The organism is Paenibacillus sp. FSL R5-0908 (genome assembly GCF_038006245.1).
Taxonomy (GTDB): Bacteria; Bacillota; Bacilli; order Paenibacillales; family Paenibacillaceae; genus Paenibacillus_AQ; species Paenibacillus_AQ odorifer.
This window is the reverse complement of record NZ_JBBOUV010000001.1, coordinates 1,052,175-1,077,618: the sequence shown is the minus strand read 5'-3', so window position 1 is coordinate 1,077,618 and position 25,444 is coordinate 1,052,175. Positions and strand designations below refer to the sequence as shown.

Sequence of the window (25,444 nt, the reverse complement as noted above, 5' to 3'; positions counted from 1 at the left end):
GGTTGTTTTCATACGGCACCATTTAAACCGGATTAGGCACAAAGCTGCCACCACGGCAATATTTCAAGTAATTCAGTGCATGCACCTGGCCGGTCATTTCCAGCTCATCACGATACACTGGATCATGCCAGCCTTCGATATCAATCGTACCTTTATAACCCGCTTGGCGCAGGACGGTGATTACATCTACCCAATTGGTATCCCCGAAGCCAGGGGTCCGATCCCATACATAAGGTTTGGGGCCATGAATACCGTATTCCTTGACGATGTCCCAAGCGATGGTCGCATCCTTGCCATGCACATGGAATACTTTATCCATCCATTTGCGCAGCTGCGGAAGCGGATCAATCAATGCGATCAGCTGGTGGCAAGGCTCCCATTCCAATCCCAGATTATCTGCCGGAACAGCATTGAACATCTTCTCCCAGGCCGAAGGATTGTGAGCGATGTTCCACTCTCCGCTCTGCCAGTTTCCGCCCATAGCGCAATTCTCAAAAGCAATCCGCAGGCCACGATCTGCCGCTCTCTTCGCCAGTTCTCCGAACACCTCTGTAAACTTCGGGATCGACTCATCAATGGACAAACCTGGCAATCGGCCGGTGAACCCGCCTATAATATCTGTGCCAAATAAATGTGCATGATCAATCAGCCGCTCCCAGCTGGCCAATGTGTCGGCATTGTCGCCGCTGCCATTCAGCGGATTTCCATAGATGCCCACAGAGGAGATGACAAAATCATGTTCAGCAGCTAACTCCCTCAGTCGTGCAGCCGTTTCGATCAAATCAGTTTCGCCGGTGGTCTGCCAAAAGTTCAGATTAAATGATTCAAATCCATGCCCCACGATTTGTGGAATGACCTTAACGGCTTCTCCACCACGAACAATCGTACCTATTCTCAGTGTATCTTGCATTTCGGTTCCACTCCAATAAAAGTTTATAGTGTGATCTTAACGAGGTTTAATCATCTTGCAGGAACCACGTTTGAGCAATACCGCATCATAGACAATATGCTGATGATTTGACCGTCCGGAAATGAGATCAAACAGAACACCTACACTGGATAAGGCCATTTCCGTACCCGGCTGGCTGATTGTATCAAGAGAAGGATGATAATATTCAGCCATCTCGATCCCGTCAAAGCCAATGATCGAAATGTCATCAGGGATAGATAACCCCGCGGTAAGCACCGCTTTGGCAGCACCGATGGCAATCGTGTCGGAAGCGGCAAATATAGCTGTAATTCCCTTGTTCTTGTTGAGCAATCTTCGCGCAGCATTAAATCCCGAGCTGGGACTGTATTCACAATCCTCGACCAGCCCCGAATCATAGGGCAGACCCTGCTCTTCGAGTGCTTTTTTGTAGCCTAAATACCGCCGGTTGCCCGTGGTTTCATCCAATAAAGGAGACTTGGCTAAAAAGCCGATATTCGTATGACCTAATGAGATCAAATAATTGGTAGCCTTATAGGCTTCCTTCGTTTCATTGATAATAACGCTGGAAAAAATAAGCGGGTTCACCTGCTGCGTTGAGGTGATCGTTGTCAGCACAAACGGAACCGTCAGCTGTTTGAACTTCTCTTCAGAATGATCATAGGTTCCACCCATGAAGATAATCCCGCACAGATTTTTCTCCTTCACCAGTTGAATTGCAGCATTGATTTCATCGGTCCCATCCTCTACTTGCTGGATAAGAAACGGGTAGCCCCGCAGATTGACCTGCCGTTCAATTTCTCTGATCATATTAGAGAAAAAAGGATTGGTAATCCCCTTGACCATAAGTGCAATGTTCTTAGATTGTGTAGTTTTCAAATTCCGCGCGTTGGAATTAGGAATATAATTGTATTCCTTAACCACACTCATTACTTTCTCACGTGTAGACTTGCTCACCGGTCCCTTGTTGTTGATTACCCTGGAGACTGTCGAGATGCCCACACCGGAAATCCGCGCGATATCCTTGATATTTACATCCACTTTACTCCCCCATTTATGGGTAAAGGAGCTATATCGAATTATAGCTCCCTTACACCCCTTAACTTTCTTTAGTTGACAGGAACAAACGCAGCCAATTGCTTCTCTACTTCGGCAATGACCTTGTCAACTCCTGCTTTTTTCAGCTGATCGCGGTACTCCGCAACAGCTGCTTTTGGATCTTTGCTTGTTTTACCAAGCATCAATTGAATACCGAGCTGTGAATTCACGTTGGAAATCGAAGCAATTTCAGTTGTAACATTGGTTGGATCAAAGCTGAAGCCATTGTAAGGATCATCGATAGCCACTTTATCCCATTCTGCGAATAAGGAGTTACGGATTGGGTTTTCTGTATCCGTAGGAACTACGAATTTGTCATTACGAAGTGACCAAGCAGCGAAACCTCCGCCGTCCGTTTTATCGTTGAAGCCTGCAGGCTGCTTTTTAACACCATTTTCCATCACATATTGTTTGCCTTCAATACCGTTTTGGATGAGGTTGTAGTAGCTTTCATCGGTCATGAACTTCTCAATCACCATCAGAGCGCGCTCTGGATTAGCTGAGTTCGTGCTGATTACAGTCGAGTTGTCAACGCCCATTTTACGTTTGATCTTCTTATTGGCTTCCGCAAAAGTAAAGAAGTAAGGATCTGATTCCGGTTGTGCCTTCAAATCCGCACCGTATTGGCCGATCCAGTCCTGAGCATGAGTCAAATAACCTGCGGAGTTAGCTGCTCTGAAGTTATCCTTGCTGCCTAGGGTTGCAGACAGCACATCTTTACTCCAGTAGCCCTTATCCGCCCATTCACGCATCTTCACAGCCCAATCTTCAAATTCCTGAGTGAAGGCTGGATGGAAGACAGTCTTGTAGTCCTCTGGACTTTTAGTCACAAGATTCAGCTCATTCAAAGATATACCAGGAGCGTTAAGCCACATCCCTGTAGTATCTACGAGCATTCTGAACATATTGGCTGCATCTTCTGCCTTGCCGTTAATTGGTGGGAAGGACTCATTAGCAACCACATTATCCATGTATTTAACCATATCATCAATGGAAGTGATTTTGTCCATTCCATATTTTTTCAGCAAGTCAGAACGATAGGCATAACCGGCAGGTGTGTATTCGCTATAAAGACTTGGTACACCATAAATTTTGCCTTTGTATTTTGTATTTTCCCACACACTTTCCGGGATTTCCGCTTTCAGCTTAGGAGCAACTTTATCCAGCATATCTGTAAGGTCCACTAGAGCGCCTTCACTAGCCAATGTGAAATAAGATACCGGAGCTCCGGGAGATGCATGCGACATATCAAATTCTTCGCCTGAAGCAAATAGCAGCGGGTACTTAGTAGCGATATCCGGCCAGTCAATATACTTCACTTCAATCGTAGCGTTTAGGTCAGCCTTGAGCTTCTTGTTAATCTCAGCGAGGATTTCTTTATTTTTAACTCCTTCGCTGCCCCACAGGTAGTACACCAGCTTAGCTTCCTTGGAAGTATCCACTCCGCCTGCATTGGCTGAAGCCTCTGGAGCTTTCGTGGCTGCCGGATCATTACTCGGCTCATTGTTGTTCTTGGATGTGCAGGCTGTCAGTGCTCCAGTAAGCATGAGGACAGCAATTAAAGAAGACGCGATCTTTTTACCTTTCATTTAGGTAAGCCTCCCTTTTCTCTTCTATTTATGAAACTTTCATTTATAATAAACGCTCTTCGAAAAGAAGATTGCGTCCATTAACCCTTTACTGCCCCGATGGTGAGGCCTGTTACGAAATAACGCTGTACAAATGGATACAGGAGAATAATCGGTCCAGTGGCCAGCACAGCTGTAGCCATCTTGATGGATTGCGTCGGAAGATCAGCAGTATTGATGACCGCTCCCGAGTTGATTAGCGCTCCTAAGTTCGTCTGATTGACCATTCGCTGCAAAAAGTATTGGAGCGGATATTTCGTCGGACTGTCAATATACAACATCCCGTTATACCACTCATTCCAAAAGCCTAGTGCTGAGAAAAGCCCAATAGTAGCCAAGGATGGAACCGCCAGCGGAATAAATATCCGCCAATAGATGCGAAAGTCGCCAGCACCGTCAATGGTAGCGGATTCATATAAGGAATCCGGAATCGCCTTCATGAAATTACGCATCAGGAAGATGGACCATGCACCAACTACACCCGGAAGAATCATGGCGAATAAGCTGTCCTTCATATGCAGGTGCTTAACCATCAGGATGTATGTCGGAATCAAGCCGCCACTGAATAGTGTTGTAAAGTAAATCAAGAAGGAAAAGAAGTTGCGGTACTTGAAATCCTTACGGTTGAGCACGAATCCGGCCATCGACATCATAAACAGTCCGAGTACCGTACCCACTACGGTAATGAAGATAGTTACCTGATAAGCATTCACCAGCTGAGTAGAGTTGTTGAATAGCATCTCGTAAGCCTTAAAGGAAAATGCCTTCGGCAGCAGCTTGTAACCTTCACGAACAATTTCCTGCTCGTTCATGAACGATGAGGAGATCATCAACGCGAAGGGAAATAAACAGAATAGCGCAAAGATAGCGATACAGATATAACTGACTGCTTTTATGAGAATGCTTCCGGAATCCTGTTTGATTGTACTCTTTTCCATATTTATCACCCCTGTTTCGTGTCTAGTCTTAGAACAAAGCGCTGTCCGGTTCTACCTTGCGTACAATAAAGTTAACTACAAGCACCAGGATCAGACCGAATAAGGATTGGTAGAAGCCCACTGCGGCACCCATAGAGAAGTTGAATTGTCCCACCAGTGAACGGAAGACATAGGTATCGATGATATCTGTCTGCGGATACAGTACAGAGTTCGTACCGATCAGATTATAGAAAAGGTCAAAGGATCCCTTGAGAATTCCACCCATACCGAACAGTAGAAGCAGAATAAAGGTTGGCTTCAGAATCGGCAAGGTCATATAACGGATTCGCTGCCAGGTAGTCGCTCCATCCATATAAGCAGCCTCGTACAGATCATGATTAATCCCTGTGATCGTTGCCAGATAAACAATCATTCCATATCCGGTACCCGCCCAGATCTTGAAAGCCACAATAATATATTTCCAGATGCCCGGATCGGAATAGAACTCGTAACGGTCTAGCCCCATTCCAGTTAACATCGTATTGATAAACCCGGAATTGAAATTGAATATATTGTAGGCAAACACACCGACGATAACCATGGAGATGAAATTCGGTAACAGGATAACGGATTGTGATATTTTTTTGAACCACTTGCCTGAGATCTCAGACAACATAATGGCAAATACTATTTGAATGATATTACCTAATGCTAGAAAGACGATATTATAGAGCAGCGTATTCTTGGTAATATTCCATAGATCCCCATTTTGAACCAGAAACTCAAAGTTCTTAAGTCCGATAAAGTTACTTCCAAAAATCCCCTTATTGAGCTTGTAATCTACAAATGCGACGTAAGCTCCAGGCATTACAGCATAGTGAAAGATAACGAAATATACGATTACAGGCAGCAACATTAGAAAAAGAACTTTGTTCTTAATGACTTCCCGAACAATGTTTCCACCCACAAGCTTCAGTCTCGCCAAAGTGCCCACCTCCAATTTGAAAGATGCATTCAGTCACATGCATAAATTACCTTCCTTTCTTGTCCAGCAGCCAGAATAAAAACAGTTTGCCCAACCTTCAAAAAAAAGTGTATCGAGTGTTGTAGAAACGTTTCCAGTGTTTCTGTAAAACTCTCTGTGTGAGAAGCATACTCCCAAAATGTATGCGCTGTCAATTTATTTTATTTTCGAATTACAAGTACTAAAGTTACACATTTCACGTAAAAAAATATAAATTAGCTGTTTTTCCAAAGGCGATTGACTTTTTTTGGTGTTCAGACTAATATCGAGGTGTATCGTTTGTGGAAACGTTTTTATACTTTTCTTTCATAGACATGTCAGTCTCCATATGTAACATCTTAATGATGCAATCCTCTTCTGATTTAATTCATGCCTCATCCTGTATCCGAAGAGAGAACTGCTATGATTTTCACAACAAATGAACCTGAATATAGCTCAGGCCCATTCCGCATCTCGGAGCTGCGTGCCAGGAGAGTTAACGGTTCACTCCCATCCTTATCGCCTTTATAACGTAAGTTTTGCCAATAAAATCAAGCTTGCGCTGCCCGGCGGGGAAGTACACATCTATTTAACAAACTAACTTTCAATGCGCTCACGAGGAAGGAGTTAACCATGACTAAAACGTTTATCCAAGATCTTGTGAACGATATGACCCTGGACGAAAAGCTGGCCCAATTAACCCAGCTAGGTCCTCACTATTGGGGTTTGGACGATACCGTGGATTTAACCGGACCATTTAAGGAACTGAACATTAAGCCGCAGGTAATGGAGAGTATCGGAAGTGTTCTTAACGGTATTGGAGCCCGGAATGTAATCGAGCAGCAGACCCGGCATTTGCAAACCAGCAGACAAAAGATTCCTCTGCTCTTCATGGCGGATGTCATTCACGGCTACCGGACCATCCTCCCGATTCCGCTGGCCATGGGCAGCAGCTTTGACCTTGAAGCCTGTGAAAGGTTTGCTGAAATCGCCGCCAAGGAGAGTGCGGCTGCCGGCATTCACGTCACCTTCTCGCCCATGACTGATCTCGTACGCGACCCGCGCTGGGGACGCGTCATGGAGACATCTGGTGAGGATCCCTATCTGAATGCCCGTGTCACCGAAAGTATGGTGCGGGGTTATCAGGGCAAAGACCTAAAAGAAAAAGGACGCATCGCTGCCTGTGTGAAGCATTTCGCTGGTTACGGTGCTCCCGAAGGCGGACGGGAATACAACACGGTGGATATGTCCTCTGGCGTATTGCGTGAGTTCTACCTGCCAGCCTATAAGGCTGCCGTAGATGCTGGTGTGGCCATGGTGATGGCCGCATTTAATACCATTGACCGTATCCCGGCAAGTGGTAATTCCGAGCTTCTTCGCGGGATTTTACGGGAAGAATGGGGCTTCAACGGCGTTACCATCGCCGATTTCAATTCCGTTAATGAGCTGATTCCCCATGGCGCCGCGATAGATGGCCGTGAGGCAGCGGAGAAAAGTCTGGCTGCTGGGCTGGATATTGAAATGATGTCCACTCACTATCTAAACCACGGCGCTGCTCTGGTCGAGGAAGGAAAGCTTGATATCGCCTTGATCGATGAAGCCGTTATCCGGGTGCTTGAGCTCAAGGACGCGCTTGGCTTGTTCGATAATCCATTTAAGGATGCAGATCCGCTGGTGGATGAGGCTCCGAAACCTAGCGCGGAGCATCTGCAGGCTGCACGGGAGCTTGGAGCTAGCTCAGTTGTACTGCTCAAAAACGACAATGATGCTTTGCCCCTTAAACGTGGCATGAAGATTGGTCTGGCTGGTCCTTTCGCCACCTCCATTCATGTACTGGGCGGTTGGGCCGGGACAGAAAAAGATCCGGCTGTATCACTCTACACCGGCATTTCGCAAAAAACATCTGCCGAAAATATTTTCACGGCCATGACTGGTGAGCTGGGAAGCATGCTTGAGGGTGTTTTTGATGTGGAGGATGAAATTGAGGATGCCTACCAAGCGCTGAAGGATTGTGATGTAATTCTCGCCGCTGTCGGTGAGAATCAGCAGGATACCGGAGAAGGCGGAAGCAAATCCAATCTCCGCCTATCGGCCAATCAGGAGAAGCTGATCTGGCGTCTGAAGGATACCGGAAAAAAGATCATCACCATTGTATTCAGCGGCAGACCACTGGAGCTGAAACCCGTTCTTGATGCCAGCGACGCTCTGCTGCAGGCTTGGTTTCTGGGTACAGAGTCAGGAAATTCACTGGCCGATGTGCTGTTCGGAGATTATAATCCTTCCGGACGTTTATCGATGAGCTTCCCCTACTCGGTTGGGCAAATTCCTGTCTATTACAATGCGTATCAAACGGGACGACCTTATGATTCTAAGTATCCTAATGTGCGTTACGTGACCCGTTATCTGGACTGCCCGAATGACCCGCTGTTCTGTTTTGGTTATGGCCTGAGCTATTCCAAGTTTGCTTACAACAGCTTCAATGTTGAAGCTGCGGATCGGGTGGTTGCCTCCATTGAAGTAGAGAATACTTCGGACATCGCCGGCAAGGAAACCGTTCAGCTCTACATCCACGACGTCAGCGCAAGTGTCGTGCGCCCGGTCAAGGAACTGAAAGGTTTCCAGCAGATAACACTCGCACCGCATGAGAAACAGGTGGTTTCCTTCGAAATCACCAGAGAAATGTTAATGTTCTACGGGAAAGACGATCAGTTGGTCTTCGAGCCTGGAGAATATGATATTATGATCGGTAGAAACTCTGGAGATCATTGCACTCAGCGGATCTGGATCGGCTGACCTGCGTATAGCTATGCTTCTAACGACGTCATCCCTCAACGCCCTCTTGGCGCAATGAGTGGTTGGCGCCTCCACAGCTTGCTATTCAATATTCGATAGTAAGGGAGATTATTCTAATGAGACACAGTTTATCATTTCAGCAAGATGGCACTTTTAAAATCGTACAATTTACCGATCTGCACTGGATGGATGGAAGAGCTGAGGATCAGCTTACCGAGGCACTGATGGAACGCATTCTGGATGCGGAACAACCTGATCTTGTGGTTTTCACGGGAGATCTTATTTACACGGGTCCTGTATCGCCGGGAAACAAAGCATGCGAGCACCCCGCACAAGCTTTTCGTGAGGCTGTCGCTGCCGTGGAGAGATCCGGCATCCCTTGGACCTTTGTATTTGGTAACCATGACACAGAAACTCTGATTTCAAAGAGTGAACTGATGCAAATTGCTCTGGAACATCCCCACTGCCTGACCGAAGCCGGCCCAGAAGAGCTGGAAGGCTCGGGCAATTACACTCTTGAAATTAAAGATCAGGAAGACCACTCGGCCGCTATTTTGTATTTTCTGGATTCTGGCGGCTACTCCGAGTATGAGGATATCCCGGGCTACAATTGGATTGGGCGGAATCAGATCAACTGGCTGACGGCTGAATCTGCGCGGTTGAATCCGAAGAGTGCTGAGAACAGGCTGCCTGCCTTGGCTTTCTTCCATATCCCAATTCCTGAATATCGGGATGTCTGGTCTACACAAGTCTGTCATGGCCATAAGTTTGAGCGTGTATGCTCACCTGAGGTGAACTCGGGCTTATTCTCGGCTTTGCTGGAAATGGGTGATGTGCTTGGCGCCTTCTGCGGACATGACCATATCAACGATTTTAGCGGCAGCCTTTATGGTATACGTCTTTCTTATGGCCGTGCTACCGGTTACAATACTTATGGAAAAGAAGGCTTCATGCGGGGAGCACGCGTCATAGAACTGGTCAAAGGCACCCAAGACTTCAATACCTGGCTTCGTCTTGATGACGGATCTGTTATAAATGAACAGCCGATTCATATGCCTGAACCTGCTGCCGATTCAGGACATTAATCTTTTATAGGATTAAATTTAAATACTGATTAAATGAACCAGTGCGCAAATGTTGTGCTGGTTCATTTTTTTGTGCAAATATTAGCTTGTCTCCATATTCCCCATTACATCACTTTTTTTGTTAAAATAGAGAAGTCGACGTATTAAGCACTACAGCGTCAGTCATGGAAACGGAGGCAAGTACCTGTGGATTATATTATTCTGGACATCGAATTCAACGGCCGTAAGTTTGCCAGCGAGCACCCTATGGAGGTCATTGAGATTGGAGCCGTCCGGTTAGACTCTTCATTGCAGTATAAGGATGAATTTTCTTCCTTGATCAAACCTATATATTTCTCCACCCTGAATTCCTTTATTAAGAAAAAAACGGGTATCCCTCAAGAGGAAATTGACATTGCCGCCCGCTTCCCCAAAGTCATCACTGCTTTTAGAGAGTGGCTTGATCTAAGTACAGACGGAGTTCTGCTGCTTACCTGGGGTGGCGAAGACATGAAGCGAATCATTCAGGATGTGCGCATGCACAAGATGGACGAATCCTACTGGATGTCCGCCACGTATTTCGATTTGCTCAAAGGAGTTCTGCGTGCGCGTGGCCTTAGCAATGATGTCAGCGTGGAAAGCGCGATGGCATTGTTTGAGCTTGAGCCTACTGGATCTGCACACCGGGCGCTGGATGATGCACGGATGACGTCAGAGATCTTCCGCGCCGTGTTTAAGGATCTGGATTTTGAGCGTTCACAGCATTACGTAGATACCTTCTCCAATGCCAAAGAACGCAAAACAGTTAAGGTAGCCATTAAGGCTATGACCTCACAAAAAATTGTACCTACCTGGGACCTTGTCGTTGAACACTACTTCTCAGACAAAGCAACCCTTGCAGACCCTCGTAAGCTGGAGGAATTGCACAATTATTTTGCAGCACAAATGGGCCATAAATAAATTCAAGCAGCAGCAAAGCTCAACATTATAGACTTATTCATAGCAGCGGCAGACTTCCCCATGATCATTCAGAGGGTAGCTGCCGCTGTTTTGGATATGCTAAAAAAACCATTTGACCTTCACGTTACGTAAAGGTGTACATTTGATTTGTAGGAGGTGATACTACGGAATACACAGTGCAGAAGCTCGCAGAGTTAGCTGGAATCAGCACACGGACCCTGCGCTACTACGATGAGTTTGGCATTCTTAAGCCGGCGAGAATCAACTCTTCAGGGTATCGTATCTATGGCCGTACCGAAGTAGATCTACTACAGCAAATTTTATTTTATCGGGAGCTTGGCTTAAGTCTGGAACGTATCAAGGCTATTATGACAGAACCCTCATTCGACGGAGCCAAAGCGCTGCGGGAGCATCATGACAAGCTACTGGAAAAAAGACAGCAATTAGATCTATTAATCGCTAACGTCGAAAAGACGCTGGCTCAAAAAGAAGGGAGAATTACCATGAGTGATACTGAAAAATTCGAAGGCTTTAAACAAAAGCTGGTAGATGACAACGAAAAGAAATATGGTCAAGAAATAAGGGAGAAATATGGAGATGACACCATTAATCAAACCAACCAAAAGCTTAAAGGAATGACAGAAGAACAATATTCAGCTATACAACAGCTTGAAGAAGAGCTGTTTGAAACGCTCTTGCAAGCGATGGAGCATGGAGATCCTGCCAGTGTATTGGCGCAAAAAAGTGCTGACCTACACCGTGAGTGGCTCTCCTTCTACTGGAATTCCTATTCCAAAGAAGCTCATGCTGGTGTTGCACAATTGTATGTTGATGATGAACGTTTTACCGAATACTATGACAAACGCCGCCCTGGACTCGCTGCGTTTCTAAGAGATGCTGTACATGTATATACGGGAAAAAATGAGTAAGCTCACGAACAATAATTCAACTTTAAAAATAAAAAAAGGTATCCGGATTATCCGGACACCTTTTTTTGCGACAATAGCAATCAGCAGAAATCACAGACTGCGGTGCAGCAGCGACAATGTATTCCGAAGCTCAGCGACAGCTACCTGTCCAGGCGCAGAAGGTTTATGTGCAGCTCCGAAGGTAAGCGCTGAACCGAAAATTTCACCTGCCAAACGGCTGATCACCCCGGCTCCCGCCATAGACATCGTTATAATTGGGCGGTCTGCATATTTTTCCTTCATGATGTGTGTAGCTTCCAGCAAAGTTAGCACATCGCCTGCATCTCGGGGCATAACGGCAATTTTGGGCAAATCTCCGCCAAGCTCCTGCGCCTTGCATAACCGTGAGATGATCTCCTCTTTAGGAGGTGTACCATGAAAATCATGATTTGAAATAATGACCGACACGTTATGAGCATGAGCAGCTTCGACCAGTAGCTTTACATCCTGCTCATCATTAAATAGTTCAACATCTATTATATCTACTAGACCGCTCTCGGCAGCAGCTTTATTCAGTGCTGTGTAATATTCCGTGCTGACTTGCTTCTCTCCGCCTTCTTTTGCACTCCGAAAAGTGAAAATCAGCGGTAAATCTGGAATCACAGAACAGATTTCGCTTAGTGCGTTCTTAACAGCTGCAACGTCTTCCACTTCAGCAAAAAAATCCGTCCGCCACTCCACCAAATCAGGTTGCAGTACTTTCAGCGCTTCCGCTTCCTGCTTCAGCTCAGACAAGGTCACTCCAATTAGCGGAACACATATCTTAGGGATTCCTTCGCCGATGATCACATTTTTAACGGTTACTGTTCTGCTCATTATTTAAGCTCCTTATCCTATCTTATCTAGTATAGATCTTGAGTATCCTGTACTGTCTATTCTACAGCGAATTACGTTTTAGAAACTGCTCTACCTCGGACAACTGCGGCAATGAAGGGATCGCCCCTTCTTTCCCTACAGCCAATGCACCTACAGCATTAGCGAAGCTCACGGCTTCCTCCAAAGTCTTTCCTAAGACCAGCTGCTGGGCTAATGCGCCATTAAATGAGTCACCGGCAGCAACTGTATCTACCGCCTTTACCGGGAAGCCTGGAACAGCCTTGGCACCTTCAGCATTCACAATCAGGGCACCTTTTGAACCCAAGGTTACAATTACGTTCTGTACTCCTTTTTGCAGCAAAATCCGGGCTGCCTGCTCAGCAGTCTCTGCGCTATCTACAGTCATTCCGGACAAAATCCCGGCTTCCGTCTCATTAGGTGTCAGGTAAGATACCTGAGCCAGCATCTCATCCTTTAGCACTCTAGCTGGTGCAGGATTAAGGATGACCGGAATCCCCTTACGATGGGAAATCGCAATCGCCTGCTCACTCATCGCCAGATCCATTTCAAGCTGCAGCACAATGATCTTAGTCTGGCTAATCACAGCCTCCAATGCCTGAATATCCTCTACCGTAAGCTCAATATTCGCTCCAGGTACCACGATAATCCGATTTTCTCCATCTTCTTCAATAATGATCGAGGCGACTCCTGTTGCCTGATGTTCACTTACGGAAATATGCTCTATATGAATGCCTTCATTCCTGATAATCTCCAGCATTTCGCTACCAAAGGTATCTTTTCCAACTCTTCCGATCATACTAACCTCTGCACCCAGACGTGCTGCGGCAACGGCCTGATTTGCCCCTTTTCCGCCAGGAGATAAAGCAAAGGCTTGTCCAATCAGGGTTTCTCCTGCATCTGGTGACCGGTTTGTACGTACCACCATATCCATATTCAAGCTTCCAATCACAACTATATCCAACTTAGACACCACCATTAATTATTTCTTCAATCTCTTTATCTTAGGGGCTTCTGTCCACTTTATCAATCAATTCCGCTCAATTGGATCCAAAATGGGTGTTTTCACCAAATTGACGTTATGCTTTTATTCATCGAGTGTGCTAGAATAGTGGTGCAATCGCTTCCACAGTGATTGCCTGCACTATTTTGAGCAAACGTTTGCACCTAAGATAATGCCCGCAGCTTCACTGCAATTCAATCTAATCCGTGATTAGGAGGCTTATCAAGTGAACGAACAAAAATTACCGTCAGTCGCTTATTTTAGTATGGAGTACGGGCTGCATTCCGATTTCAAAATGTATGCCGGAGGTCTGGGCATTCTTGCCGGAGACTACATCAAGGGTGCAAAAGATATCAACGCCCCTATCATCCCTATTGGGCTGAAGTGGAAACAAGGTTACACGGACCAAAAGATTGATGCCAATGGCAATCCGTACGACTCCTATCACAATTATGTTTATGAGTTTCTTGAAGATACAGGGGTTAAGGTAACTGTTAAAGTCCGAAAAACCGATGTGGTATGCAAGGTATGGAAAACTGATTATTTTGGCAACAGCACATTGTATTTACTGGATACGGATATCCCCGAGAATAATGATGCCTGGATTACAGGCCAATTGTATGGCTGGTTCGGCGAGGAACGAATCGCACAAGAGATCGTGCTTGGGATTGGTGGAGTCAAAGCTATGCGTGCCCTGCAAATCCCTATTGATGTCTATCACTTCAATGAGGGTCATGCGGCTCTAGCGGCTATCGAGCTAATCCGTGAAAAAATGTCCGGAGGCCATACCTTCGAAGAAGCGTGGAAAGCCACTCGCGAAGAAGTAGTGTTCACTACACACACACCAATCAAAGAAGGCAACGAAACCCATCCTCTCGACCGACTTGAGTATATGAGTGCGTTCAACGGCTTAACCCGTGACCAGATGGAGCGGATCGGCGGCGAGCCATTTAATATGACGGTTGCAGGTCTAAGGCTGTCACGTATTTCCAACGCAGTAGCCCAGCTACACGCCGATACGGCTAATAAAATGTGGAAGGAAGTAGCCGGAAGATCGGAAATTATAGGCATTACTAATGCCATCCATACTCCTACCTGGGTAGATGATAGAATGACGCAAGCCTACGAACAGGATGGCGACTTATGGGCAGTGCATAAAGAGATCAAGGGCGAACTGATCCAATTCATCAAAGAACGTTCCGGCATTAGCTTAAATGCTGACAATCTACTCATCGGCTTCTCACGCAGAGCAGCTCCATATAAACGAAGCGACCTGATCTTCTCGCAGCCAGAAATTATCGAACCTTATCTGGAGTCTGGAAAGATACAAATTGTATTCTCCGGCAAAGCGCACCCACTCGATGATAACGGTAAAAAAATCGTCAGCAACCTAGTAGCGATGATGAAAAAGTATCCAAAGAGTGTTGTGTTCCTCGAGAATTACGATATGACGATTGGCGCCCAGCTGACGCGCGGTGCTGATATTTGGCTCAACAATCCACGCAGACCATTGGAAGCCAGCGGCACCTCCGGGATGAAAGCAGCAATGAACGGTGTATTGAACTGTTCTATTCTGGATGGCTGGTGGCCAGAAGCCTGCATCGATGGTGAGAATGGCTGGCAGATTGGTGACGGCTTCGAAACTACAGACTTCGAGGTGCTGGATAAGCATGATAGTGATGCACTGTACGACACCTTATTGAAACGTGTGCTCCCAACCTTTTACGAGAATCGTGAACAGTGGGTACACATGATGAAAAAGAGTATCGAAACCACCCGTACGGAGTTTGCCACCAAAAGAATGTTAGATGAATATTACAACAGAATGTACATTAAAGCCTAAGTACAAGAACCGAATATCTTCTATATCAAAAAATGCAGCGCACCCCTCCAGTGATGGTAGGGATGCGCTGTTTCTTTTTTAATTCTGCTAAGCAATTAATCACTTTGTCTATCATATATATCTGAATGTGCCAACGCTGTAATGACGATTACCACATATTGTAATGAGTCAATAATTTAAAAAGTGTTGCAATTTCTCAAAAAAACATTAATATAGAACTTATACTAAATCTAAAATCAAATCTCATGAGGTGATTCTATTAATGAGCTCCAATAATAATAATCTTACAACCAGCTGGGGTGCTCCAGTAGGCGACAATCAGAATTCAATGACAGCCGGTGACCGCGGTCCCACTTTGCTGCAAGATGTCCATCTGCTTGAGAAATTAGCCCACTTTAACAGAGAACGTGTTCCTGAACGTGTCGTTCATGCTAAAGGTGCTGGCGCTCACGGGTATTTTGAAGTTACAAAAGATCTGACCCAATACACAAAAGCTAACTTTTTGTCTGAAGTAGGCAAACGTACACCGTTGTTCATTCGTTTTTCTACTGTTGCTGGTGAATTAGGTTCTGCTGATACCGTACGCGACCCTCGTGGTTTTGCCGTGAAGTTCTATACGGAAGAAGGAAACTATGATCTCGTAGGTAACAATACGCCTGTATTCTTCGTTCGTGATGCGATTAAATTCCCGGACTTTATTCATACACAGAAACGTGATCCACAGACACATCTGAAGAGCCCGAATGCTGTATGGGACTTCTGGTCTTTGTCGCCTGAATCTTTGCATCAGGTAACGATTTTGATGTCGGATCGCGGAATTCCAGCTACGCTGAGACATATGCATGGGTTTGGTAGCCATACCTTCAAGTGGGTAAATGCCGAGGGCAATACAGTCTGGGTGAAATACCATTTCAAAACAGAACAAGGCATTAAGAATCTAGATGCAGACCTTGCTGCCAAAATCGCTGGGGAAAACCCGGATTATCATACAGAGGACTTGTTTAATGCTATTGATAAAGGAGATTTCCCTGCTTGGAAGCTCTACGTGCAAATTATGCCAATCGAGGATGCGAAGACTTACCGTTTTGATCCATTTGATGTAACAAAAGTCTGGTCGCAAAAAGATTATCCGTTAATCGAGGTTGGACGTATGGTATTGGATCGCAATCCGGAGAACTACTTTGCTGAAGTAGAACAAGTTACATTCTCCCCCGGTTCTTTCGTTCCTGGTATTGAAGCTTCGCCTGATAAATTGCTACAAGGCCGTCTGTTCGCTTATGGTGATGCACACCGTCACCGGGTTGGCCCTAACCATAACAGTCTACCTATCAACCGTCCAAAAGTAGAAGTGAAGAACTATCAACGTGATGGTGGCATGGCCTTGGGCAACAATGGCGGTTCCGGTGCCTATTACGAGCCTAACAGCTTAGGAGGACCTAAAGAATCACCACAGCATAAAACTTCGCCGTTCGAGGTTTCTGGTTATGCGGATAGTGTCTCTTACAATAGTGACGATCACTATACACAACCAGGTGACTTGTACCGCCTAATGTCTGAAGAAGAACGTACCCGTCTAGTTCAAAACATCGTGGGTGCTATGACTCCTGTTGAAAGTAACGATATCAAACGTCGCCAGATTGAACATTTCTTTAAGGCTGATCCAGACTTGGGACAGCGTATCGCATCCGCTTTGGGTTTATCTGTACCAGACGGAATGTAAGACTGTAAATGCATTTATAAACTAAAGAGGACCTTTGCCCGTAGATGGGAAAGGTCCTCTTTTTGCTAATTAGCTGAAAACATAATAAATGATGACAATCACAACGCCCAGCGTGGAGACAATGGATAGACATGAAAAAAAAGTGTTCCAGTTATTGCCTTTCATTTGTCTTATACACGACCAGTATAGTGGTTCTTTGGTGCTCTGCCCCATCACGTGATGATTTAACTACCGAACCGTAACAGATATTCACAATCTGTTCCTCCCGTAGTCCTGCCAGGAACTCATTAGCTTTATTCTCTGCATAAGAATTATCAGCATCTACAAACTCTTTAACTTGAATCATCCTGATCTCCTCCTTTAATAAATTAAGTAGTTATTTTATAGTTCTGGAATCTATATGTGAACTCAACGAAATGTACATGGCGTATCACTCCCCAGGTAACAATTAATGTAAAAATATCTACAAAATACAGTATAGGCATTTCGCAGTTTTCTACGAAATGCCTATGCATCAGCCTATCATAGCACCCAAGTATGTAATAGTCAAAGGTTTTCATTACAATATTTAGAAGGTTTTAATTCCCCTTTTAAAATGGATTGGATTTACAAATAGAAGCTGGTATACTGATCAGAAGGTCTCCATTGGGGGACCTCTATTTGTATAGGAGGGATTTTAAGATGGCAACACACCATATCAAGTTTACAAGGAATGTGCTACTTAGAGGAGGTGAAATCTACTATGAACCATAGTCTTATCTATGAAGGCTCACGGACACAGCTGCTTCAGCAGCTTATCTATTTTGATGAGGAAAAAATCGCATTTCTAAATCAATACTTTCCGGTACGGAGCAAGGATAGAAGCAACGCTGAAACGCTGTTGACCCGTTATTGCTCCGAGCTGGAACAATTACTAACTGAGTTCAATGGCGAAGATTTAAATTCACAGGTCTTTATCGGAAGTCAGCTGCAGCTTCGTTACTTGGACGATAATACTACAGATATCTATACCATCGTATTTCCTAACCAAGCAGAACCTAACGATAACAAGATTTCTATGTTGTCACCTATTGGCATGCAGCTGCTGCTGGCTGAGCTCGGCAGTACTTGTCAGCTAGCGATTCCTTCAGGTCAACTAGAGGTAAAGATCGAAAGCATAAAGTTCGTGAATAATGGTGAAGTAGGCGTTCTTATATAAGGACGATCCCTTATACCCCACTACAGCAACGTCCCTTTCCAGATATTAAGGAGAGGGACGCTGTTCTAATATTTAAGCCTCAAACCTTCTTCTAGCTTATTAACTGACTTCTGGATCCTTGCTGCTCTGGTTTCCGGTCTTTTCGCCCCTTCAATCCAGCTCACATATTCCTTCCGATAGGAATAAGCCAAGCTGTTATAATACACCTCTGCCTGCTCATTGCTGCTTAGTGCGTCCAGAAAATCTTCTGGAGCTTCTATCACTCGCAATTGATGATCTTGTTCCATTGTCACCCGAACTATATCTCCAGGTTGAGCATGGGCTAAGTCTCGCAGTTCTTTTTTCACAACCATAAAATGTTTCCCATTACCATGCGGCATAAGTGTTCCTCTATAGGGAATTTCATTCAGGCTTCCGTTAACTTGTATCCTTGATTTAGTTTCATATATTTGTTCAGCGTCAAAAGGAACTGTAAGATATGTCCAGCTCCCCTTCGTATCTGGTCTGACTAACCTTGCTTCAAATTCAAACATAGGTCCCTCCCTAAATAAAAATCTCTAGTCCCTATTGTATCTGTACGTGCTTAGTTATACAAAAAAACACCCGCCTAATACCGGCAGGTGTTTCTCTTTATAAGCGGGTGATGGGAATCGAACCCACGCTATCAGCTTGGAAGGCTGAAGTTCTACCATTGAACTACACCCGCAAAGGTATAAAATCGGGATGACACGATTTGAACATGCGACCCCCTGGTCCCAAACCAGGTGCTCTACCAAGCTGAGCTACATCCCGTTAACAATACTATAACTGCTTAGTAATAAAAATGGCGCGCCCTGAGAGATTCGAACTCCCGGCCTTTTGATTCGTAGTCAAACGCTCTATCCAGCTGAGCTAAGGGCGCAAAATCTATATGGAGCGGACGACGGGAATCGAACCCGCGACCCTCGCCTTGGCAAGGCGATGCTCTACCGCTGAGCCACGTCCGCAAAAACATGGTGCGCGTGAAGGGACTCGAACCCCCACGTCGTGAAACGCCAGATCCTAAGTCTGGTGCGTCTGCCAATTCCGCCACACGCGCACACTTTAAAGAAAATGGTGAGCCATGAAGGACTCGAACCTTCGACACCCTGATTAAAAGTCAGGTGCTCTACCAACTGAGCTAATGGCTCTCATAAATGGCTGGGGATATAGGATTTGAACCTATGCATGACGGAGTCAAAGTCCGTTGCCTTACCGCTTGGCTAATCCCCAATAATAATTAACTAAATGGCGGAACCGACGGGATTCGAACCCGCGATCTCCTGCGTGACAGGCAGGCATGTTAGGCCAACTACACCACGGTTCCATAGACATAATGCATAAGTGTAAATTGGTTGCGGGGGCAGGATTTGAACCTGCGGCCTTCGGGTTATGAGCCCGACGAGCTACCGGGCTGCTCCACCCCGCGTCATTAATAAGTATATACTATTCATTTTCACCATACCAGCTTATCCCTAAACATAATGTATAAGAGTAAATTGGTTGCGGGGGCAGGACTTGAACCTGCGACCTTCGGGTTATGAGCCCGACGAGCTACCGGGCTGCTCCACCCCGCGTCAGTGAAAATAATATGGTGGAGGCTGAGGGGATCGAACCCCCGACCCTCTGCTTGTAAGGCAGATGCTCTCCCAGCTGAGCTAAGCCTCCATGATATGACCCGTATGGGATTCGAACCCATGTTACCTCCGTGAAAGGGAGGTGTCTTAACCCCTTGACCAACGGGCCATGCTAATGATTTTTATGGCGGAGAGAGAGGGATTCGAACCCTCGAGACGCTTGTGGCGCCTACACGATTTCCAATCGTGCTCCTTCGGCCAAACTCGGACACCTCTCCATAAATGGCTCCCCGAACAGGACTCGAACCTGTGACAACTCGATTAACAGTCGAGTGCTCTACCAACTGAGCTATCAGGGAATATGGTGGGCCTTAGTGGACTCGAACCACCGACCTCACCCTTATCAGGGGTGCGCTCTAACCAGCTGAGCTAAAGGCCCTTCTAAGACATATTAATATTAAGGGCAAAAAAAATACCACGGGTAATGTGGTTGTCCGCTTGGCGGCGTCCTACTCTCCCAGGACCCTTCGGTCCAAGTACCATCGGCGCTGGAGGGCTTAACGGTCGTGTTCGGGATGGGTACGTGTGGAACCCCTCCGCTATCGCCACCAAACGGGCATTTACAGCGTAAATGCTCAGGCTTAATCGCCTGAAAACTGAATCCGAATTGAATTTGCGTCGCCCGTCATCTCTTCGGGGCCCCCGGAAAGTATTCGGAATTAGCTTCGCAGCCTTTTCTTCACTTTTTGGGGTATTTTTAGGATAAGCCCTCGACCGATTAGTATTGGTCAGCTCCATGCATTACTGCACTTCCACCTCCAACCTATCTACCTCGTCGTCTTCAAGGGGTCTTACTAATTGGGAAATCTCATCTTGAGGGGGGCTTCACGCTTAGATGCTTTCAGCGCTTATCCCGTCCGTACGTAGCTACCCAGCCATGCTCCTGGCGGAACAACTGGTGCACCAGCGGTACGTCCATCCCGGTCCTCTCGTACTAAGGACAGCTCCTCTCAAATTTCCTGCGCCCACGACAGATAGGGACCGAACTGTCTCACGACGTTCTGAACCCAGCTCGCGTACCGCTTTAATGGGCGAACAGCCCAACCCTTGGGACCTACTTCAGCCCCAGGATGCGATGAGCCGACATCGAGGTGCCAAACCTCCCCGTCGATGTGGACTCTTGGGGGAGATAAGCCTGTTATCCCCAGGGTAGCTTTTATCCGTTGAGCGATGGCCCTTCCATGCGGTACCACCGGATCACTAAGTCCGACTTTCGTCCCTGCTCGACTTGTAGGTCTCGCAGTCAAGCTCCCTTATGCCTTTGCACTCTGCGAATGATTTCCAACCATTCTGAGGGAACCTTGGAACGCCTCCGTTACTCTTTAGGAGGCGACCGCCCCAGTCAAACTGCCCGCCTGACACGGTCCCCGTACCCGATTAGGGCACTAGGTTAGAACCTAGATACGATCAGGGTGGTATCCCAACGGCGCCTCCACCGAAGCTTGCGCTCCGATTTCTACGGCTCCCACCTATCCTGTACAGATCGTACCCAAATTCAATATCAAGCTGCAGTAAAGCTCCATGGGGTCTTTCCGTCTTGTCGCGGGTAACCTGCATCTTCACAGGTATTAAAATTTCACCGGATCTCTCGTTGAGACAGCGCCCAAGTCGTTACGCCATTCGTGCGGGTCAGAATTTACCTGACAAGGAATTTCGCTACCTTAGGACCGTTATAGTTACGGCCGCCGTTTACTGGGGCTTCGGTTCATAGCTTCGGGTTACCCCTAACCACTCCCCTTAACCTTCCAGCACCGGGCAGGCGTCAGCCCGTATACTTCGCCTTGCGGCTTCGCACAGACCTGTGTTTTTGCTAAACAGTCGCTTGGGCCTTTTCACTGCGGCCCCCTCGTGCTATTCACACTACCGGGGCACCCCTTCTCCCGAAGTTACGGGGTCATTTTGCCGAGTTCCTTAACGAGAGTTCTTCCGCGCGCCTTAGAATTCTCTTCTCGCCTACCTGTGTCGGTTTGCGGTACGGGCACCTTCTCCTGGCTAGAGGCTTTTCTTGGCAGTGTGAGATCATGACCTTCGCTACTATAATTTTCGCTCCCCATCACAGCCCAGCCTTAACGATGTGCGGATTTGCCTACACACCAGCCTCACTGCTTAGACGGACATCCATCAGTCCGCGTCACTACCCTCCTGCGTCACCCCATCGCTCATAGCGGATTACGGTGGTACAGTAATTTCAAACTGTTGTCCTTCGACTACGCCTTTCGGCCTCGCCTTAGGTCCCGACTTACCCTGAGCGGACGAGCCTTCCTCAGGAAACCTTGGGCTTTCGGCGGATCAGATTCTCACTGATCTTTTCGTTACTCATACCGGCATTCTCACTTGTGTAGTGTCCAGCGCTCTTTTCAGTACACCTTCAACCCCTACACAACGCTCCCCTACCCCAGATGCAAAGCATCTAGCCATAGCTTCGGTGGTGTGTTTAGCCCCGTTACATTTTCGGCGCAGAGTCACTCGACCAGTGAGCTATTACGCACTCTTTCAATGGTGGCTGCTTCTAAGCCAACATCCTGGTTGTCTGTGCAACTCCACATCCTTTCCCACTTAACACACACTTGGGGACCTTAGCTGATGGTCTGGGCTGTTTCCCTTTTGACAATGGATCTTAGCACTCACTGTCTGACTCCCGGCAATAAGTATATGGCATTCGGAGTTTGACTGAGCTTGGTAATCCTTGCGGACCCCGCACCCAATCAGTGCTCTACCTCCACTACTCTTATACCGAGGCTAGCCCTAAAGCTATTTCGGGGAGAACCAGCTATCTCCGAGTTCGATTGGAATTTCTCCGCTACCCCCACCTCATCCCCGCACTTTTCAACGTACGTGGGTTCGGGCCTCCAGTGCGTGTTACCGCACCTTCACCCTGGACAGGGGTAGATCACACGGTTTCGGGTCTACGTCCACATACTAAGTCGCCCTATTCAGACTCGCTTTCGCTGCGGCTCCACCTTCTCGGCTTAACCTTGCATGTTAAACGTAACTCGCCGGTTCATTCTACAAAAGGCACGCCATCACCCATTAATAGGGCTCTGACTTTTTGTAAGCACACGGTTTCAGGTTCTATTTCACTCCCCTTCCGGGGTGCTTTTCACCTTTCCCTCACGGTACTGTTTCACTATCGGTCGCCAGGTAGTATTTAGCCTTAGCAGATGGTCCTGCTGGATTCATACGGGGTTTCACGTGCCCCGCACTACTCGGGATCCGTCTCGGAGAGAACACAGTTTAGGTTACAGGGCTTTTACCTCTATCGCGGGCCTTTCCAGACCTCTTCACCTACCATATTCCTTTGTAACTCCATGTGAGACGTCCCACAACCCCTAAGAGCAAGCTCTTAGGTTTAGGCTGTTCCGCGTTCGCTCGCCGCTACTGACGGAATCACTATTGTTTTCTCTTCCTCAGGGTACTTAGATGTTTCAGTTCCCCTGGTCTGCCTCTACATTTCCTATGTATTCAGAAATGAGTAACTGCGAATTACCACAGCTGGGTTTCCCCATTCGGACACCCCCGGATCAAAGCTTGCTTACAGCTCCCCGAGGCAGTTTCGTTGTTCGCCACGTCCTTCGTCGGCTCCTGGCGCCTAGGCATCCTCCGTGTGCTCTTATTAGCTTAACCTTGATTTTTCCGAAGAAAAACCTCACTAATAACATTTACTTGTTTACACAAGTTGCTAAAAGATGTTCTAAAACGCAAATTCGTTTCGGTATCCAGTTTTCAAGGATCAAGTCTTACTTGAGAGCTTAAACTCTCAAAACTGAGCAACGAGTGAGTAACAGGCCTAAACCTGAGTTTGTGGAAGTTAAACTTCCGATTTGAATGTTCTCATTGCAGAGAACGATTCTCCATAGAAAGGAGGTGATCCAGCCGCACCTTCCGATACGGCTACCTTGTTACGACTTCACCCCAATCATCTACCCCACCTTCGGCGGCTGGCTCCCTTGCGGGTTACCCCACCGACTTCGGGTGTTGTAAACTCTCGTGGTGTGACGGGCGGTGTGTACAAGACCCGGGAACGTATTCACCGCGGCATGCTGATCCGCGATTACTAGCAATTCCGACTTCATGCAGGCGAGTTGCAGCCTGCAATCCGAACTGAGACCGGCTTTGATGGGATTGGCTCCACCTCGCGGCTTCGCTTCCCGTTGTACCGGCCATTGTAGTACGTGTGTAGCCCAGGTCATAAGGGGCATGATGATTTGACGTCATCCCCACCTTCCTCCGGTTTGTCACCGGCAGTCACTCTAGAGTGCCCAGCCTTACCTGCTGGCAACTAAAGTTAAGGGTTGCGCTCGTTGCGGGACTTAACCCAACATCTCACGACACGAGCTGACGACAACCATGCACCACCTGTCTCCTCTGTCCCGAAGGCCGCCGCTATCTCTAGCGGATTCAGAGGGATGTCAAGACCTGGTAAGGTTCTTCGCGTTGCTTCGAATTAAACCACATACTCCACTGCTTGTGCGGGTCCCCGTCAATTCCTTTGAGTTTCAGTCTTGCGACCGTACTCCCCAGGCGGAGTGCTTACTGTGTTAACTTCGGCACCAAGGGTATCGAAACCCCTAACACCTAGCACTCATCGTTTACGGCGTGGACTACCAGGGTATCTAATCCTGTTTGCTCCCCACGCTTTCGCGCCTCAGCGTCAGTTACAGCCCAGAAAGTCGCCTTCGCCACTGGTGTTCCTCCACATATCTACGCATTTCACCGCTACACGTGGAATTCCACTTTCCTCTTCTGTACTCAAGCCACCCAGTTTCCAGTGCGACCTCAGGTTGAGCCCAAGGTTTAAACACCAGACTTAAATAGCCGCCTGCGCGCGCTTTACGCCCAATAATTCCGGACAACGCTTGCCCCCTACGTATTACCGCGGCTGCTGGCACGTAGTTAGCCGGGGCTTTCTTCTCAGGTACCGTCACTCCGGTAGCAGTTACTCTACCGGACGTTCTTCCCTGGCAACAGAGCTTTACGATCCGAAAACCTTCATCACTCACGCGGCGTTGCTCCGTCAGGCTTTCGCCCATTGCGGAAGATTCCCTACTGCTGCCTCCCGTAGGAGTCTGGGCCGTGTCTCAGTCCCAGTGTGGCCGTTCACCCTCTCAGGTCGGCTACGCATCGTCGCCTTGGTGGGCCGTTACCCCACCAACTAGCTAATGCGCCGCAGGCCCATCCCTCAGTGACAGATTGCTCCGTCTTTCATTCTTCTCTCAGGAGAAAAAAGAAATTATCCGGTATTAGCTACCGTTTCCGGTAGTTATCCCAGTCTGAAGGGCAGGTTGCCTACGTGTTACTCACCCGTCCGCCGCTAAGTTACTTTGAAAGCAAGCTTTCAAAGTAACTCCGCTCGACTTGCATGTATTAGGCACGCCGCCAGCGTTCGTCCTGAGCCAGGATCAAACTCTCCAATTAGTATTGAAAAGAGCGATATGCTCATTTTGAAACATCTGACGAGAAAATTAATTCTCTAATTTGGATTTCACTTACGTGATTTCCTACTCACTCGTTGTTCAGTTTTCAAAGATCAAGTTCTCGTTGGCGCCGGTTAATGTCTCAGCAGCAACTCTTATACTATATCATGTTCGTCCATTTAATGTCAAGCTCTTTTTTCAACTTCTTTTTCGAGCTCGGCATGTGTACTTCTTGGCCGGACTTAGAATATACCATGTATGGAGATGCATTGCAAGCTTTATTTTAAAAAAACTAAACACATACTTCTCCGCAATTGTATCGCAACCGTATTCCCCTTTTCCGCGTCTATCTATTAACATCAGAGCCCCTTCATACATAGGTATCAATCAATTCCATTATTTTTTTGGCAAAGAGGTG

General features: G+C 47.0%; 16 protein-coding genes, 15 tRNA genes and 3 rRNA genes. 7 read left to right on the top strand and 27 right to left on the bottom strand.

The genetic code is table 11. The annotated features are described in order from the left end of the window. Positions 1–22 precede the first annotated feature (22 nt). From MKZ09_RS04865 to MKZ09_RS04845, 5 genes are all read right to left on the bottom strand, one after another. Positions 23–910, bottom strand: a complete 888-nt coding sequence (locus tag MKZ09_RS04865) for a sugar phosphate isomerase/epimerase family protein (RefSeq protein WP_076105426.1) — start codon at positions 908–910, stop codon at positions 23–25. 36 nt (positions 911–946) lie between these two features. Then, positions 947–1,969 carry a LacI family DNA-binding transcriptional regulator gene (locus MKZ09_RS04860; RefSeq protein WP_076105427.1) on the bottom strand — a complete coding sequence of 341 codons (1,023 nt, stop codon included), beginning with the start codon at positions 1,967–1,969 and terminating at the stop codon, positions 947–949. Between the two features lie 68 nt (positions 1,970–2,037). Next, positions 2,038–3,615, bottom strand: coding sequence for a DUF3502 domain-containing protein (locus MKZ09_RS04855; RefSeq protein WP_076105428.1), 1,578 nt, complete (start codon positions 3,613–3,615; stop codon positions 2,038–2,040). Positions 3,616–3,695: 80 nt separating this feature from the next. Next, on the bottom strand, positions 3,696–4,592 hold the full coding sequence (locus MKZ09_RS04850) for a carbohydrate ABC transporter permease (protein WP_076105429.1): 897 nt from the start codon (positions 4,590–4,592) through the stop codon (positions 3,696–3,698). Positions 4,593–4,620: 28 nt separating this feature from the next. Continuing rightward, positions 4,621–5,565 carry an ABC transporter permease gene (locus tag MKZ09_RS04845; protein ID WP_305953532.1) on the bottom strand — a complete coding sequence of 315 codons (945 nt, stop codon included), beginning with the start codon at positions 5,563–5,565 and terminating at the stop codon, positions 4,621–4,623. A 642-nt stretch (positions 5,566–6,207) separates the two neighbouring features. On the opposite strand from MKZ09_RS04845, the gene bglX reads away from it, so the two are divergent. The 4 genes from bglX (at position 6,208) to MKZ09_RS04825 (ending at position 11,320) form a co-directional block, all read left to right on the top strand. Then, positions 6,208–8,367, top strand: coding sequence for a beta-glucosidase BglX (gene bglX / locus MKZ09_RS04840; protein WP_076105430.1), 2,160 nt, complete (start codon positions 6,208–6,210; stop codon positions 8,365–8,367). Between the two features lie 116 nt (positions 8,368–8,483). Next, positions 8,484–9,452 (top strand): metallophosphoesterase family protein, encoded by a 969-nt coding sequence (locus MKZ09_RS04835; RefSeq protein ID WP_076208528.1) that lies wholly within the window; start codon positions 8,484–8,486, stop codon positions 9,450–9,452. 186 nt (positions 9,453–9,638) lie between these two features. Then, positions 9,639–10,391: a 3'-5' exonuclease gene (locus MKZ09_RS04830; RefSeq protein WP_076208529.1), complete on the top strand. Its 753-nt coding sequence runs from the start codon at positions 9,639–9,641 to the stop codon at positions 10,389–10,391. Positions 10,392–10,567: 176 nt separating this feature from the next. Then, positions 10,568–11,320, top strand: coding sequence for a MerR family transcriptional regulator (locus tag MKZ09_RS04825; RefSeq protein ID WP_076208530.1), 753 nt, complete (start codon positions 10,568–10,570; stop codon positions 11,318–11,320). Positions 11,321–11,410: 90 nt separating this feature from the next. On the opposite strand, the gene aroD is transcribed toward MKZ09_RS04825, so the two are convergent. Then, the gene (aroD, locus tag MKZ09_RS04820; RefSeq protein WP_076138776.1) at positions 11,411–12,175 is read right to left on the bottom strand and encodes a type I 3-dehydroquinate dehydratase; all 765 of its coding nucleotides are present in this window, start codon (positions 12,173–12,175) and stop codon (positions 11,411–11,413) included. 61 nt (positions 12,176–12,236) lie between these two features. After that, the gene (rbsK, locus tag MKZ09_RS04815; RefSeq protein ID WP_218643151.1) at positions 12,237–13,166 is read right to left on the bottom strand and encodes a ribokinase; all 930 of its coding nucleotides are present in this window, start codon (positions 13,164–13,166) and stop codon (positions 12,237–12,239) included. Between the two features lie 256 nt (positions 13,167–13,422). Here rbsK and glgP point away from each other — a divergent pair, with 256 nt between their 5' ends. Together glgP and katA are read left to right on the top strand one after the other, a co-directional pair. After that, entirely contained in the window at positions 13,423–15,039 is a 1,617-nt protein-coding gene (gene glgP / locus MKZ09_RS04810; protein ID WP_076208532.1) for an alpha-glucan family phosphorylase, read from the top strand. A 262-nt stretch (positions 15,040–15,301) separates the two neighbouring features. Continuing rightward, positions 15,302–16,759, top strand: coding sequence for a catalase KatA (gene katA / locus MKZ09_RS04805; protein WP_076138773.1), 1,458 nt, complete (start codon positions 15,302–15,304; stop codon positions 16,757–16,759). Positions 16,760–16,910: 151 nt separating this feature from the next. On the opposite strand, the gene MKZ09_RS04800 is transcribed toward katA, so the two are convergent. Further along, on the bottom strand, positions 16,911–17,105 hold the full coding sequence (locus MKZ09_RS04800; protein ID WP_036686883.1) for a sporulation protein Cse60: 195 nt from the start codon (positions 17,103–17,105) through the stop codon (positions 16,911–16,913). A gap of 396 nt (positions 17,106–17,501) precedes the next feature. On the opposite strand from MKZ09_RS04800, the gene MKZ09_RS04795 reads away from it, so the two are divergent. Beyond that, positions 17,502–17,957, top strand: coding sequence for a GreA/GreB family elongation factor (locus MKZ09_RS04795; protein ID WP_076208533.1), 456 nt, complete (start codon positions 17,502–17,504; stop codon positions 17,955–17,957). A gap of 65 nt (positions 17,958–18,022) precedes the next feature. Here MKZ09_RS04795 and MKZ09_RS04790 read toward each other — a convergent pair whose 3' ends face one another. The 19 genes from MKZ09_RS04790 to MKZ09_RS04700 form a co-directional block, all read right to left on the bottom strand. After that, the gene (locus tag MKZ09_RS04790; RefSeq protein ID WP_076208534.1) at positions 18,023–18,490 is read right to left on the bottom strand and encodes a YdeI/OmpD-associated family protein; all 468 of its coding nucleotides are present in this window, start codon (positions 18,488–18,490) and stop codon (positions 18,023–18,025) included. Between the two features lie 102 nt (positions 18,491–18,592). Then, positions 18,593–18,663 (bottom strand) — tRNA-Gly (locus MKZ09_RS04785). A 12-nt stretch (positions 18,664–18,675) separates the two neighbouring features. Beyond that, a tRNA-Pro gene (locus tag MKZ09_RS04780) sits at positions 18,676–18,749 on the bottom strand. A 32-nt stretch (positions 18,750–18,781) separates the two neighbouring features. Beyond that, positions 18,782–18,858, bottom strand: a tRNA-Arg gene (locus MKZ09_RS04775). 10 nt (positions 18,859–18,868) lie between these two features. Continuing rightward, positions 18,869–18,943, bottom strand: a tRNA-Gly gene (locus tag MKZ09_RS04770). A 7-nt stretch (positions 18,944–18,950) separates the two neighbouring features. Next, a tRNA-Leu gene (locus MKZ09_RS04765) sits at positions 18,951–19,035 on the bottom strand. Positions 19,036–19,050: 15 nt separating this feature from the next. After that, positions 19,051–19,126 (bottom strand) — tRNA-Lys (locus MKZ09_RS04760). 7 nt (positions 19,127–19,133) lie between these two features. Continuing rightward, positions 19,134–19,208 (bottom strand) — tRNA-Gln (locus tag MKZ09_RS04755). Positions 19,209–19,224: 16 nt separating this feature from the next. Next, positions 19,225–19,302: transfer RNA gene (locus MKZ09_RS04750), tRNA-Asp, on the bottom strand. A 25-nt stretch (positions 19,303–19,327) separates the two neighbouring features. Beyond that, positions 19,328–19,404 (bottom strand) — tRNA-Met (locus tag MKZ09_RS04745). Between the two features lie 71 nt (positions 19,405–19,475). After that, positions 19,476–19,552: transfer RNA gene (locus tag MKZ09_RS04740), tRNA-Met, on the bottom strand. Between the two features lie 15 nt (positions 19,553–19,567). Continuing rightward, positions 19,568–19,643, bottom strand: a tRNA-Val gene (locus MKZ09_RS04735). A 6-nt stretch (positions 19,644–19,649) separates the two neighbouring features. After that, positions 19,650–19,721 (bottom strand) — tRNA-Glu (locus MKZ09_RS04730). A 16-nt stretch (positions 19,722–19,737) separates the two neighbouring features. Further along, a tRNA-Ser gene (locus MKZ09_RS04725) sits at positions 19,738–19,830 on the bottom strand. A 5-nt stretch (positions 19,831–19,835) separates the two neighbouring features. Continuing rightward, positions 19,836–19,911, bottom strand: a tRNA-Asn gene (locus MKZ09_RS04720). 3 nt (positions 19,912–19,914) lie between these two features. Then, positions 19,915–19,991, bottom strand: a tRNA-Ile gene (locus MKZ09_RS04715). Positions 19,992–20,048: 57 nt separating this feature from the next. Beyond that, positions 20,049–20,165 (bottom strand): 5S ribosomal RNA (rrf, locus tag MKZ09_RS04710). 145 nt (positions 20,166–20,310) lie between these two features. Next, a 23S ribosomal RNA gene (locus tag MKZ09_RS04705) occupies positions 20,311–23,236 on the bottom strand. Positions 23,237–23,469: 233 nt separating this feature from the next. Further along, positions 23,470–25,027, bottom strand: a 16S ribosomal RNA gene (locus MKZ09_RS04700). The 16S, 23S and 5S rRNA genes sit together here with 15 tRNA genes alongside, the layout of an rRNA operon. Positions 25,028–25,444 lie beyond the last annotated feature (417 nt).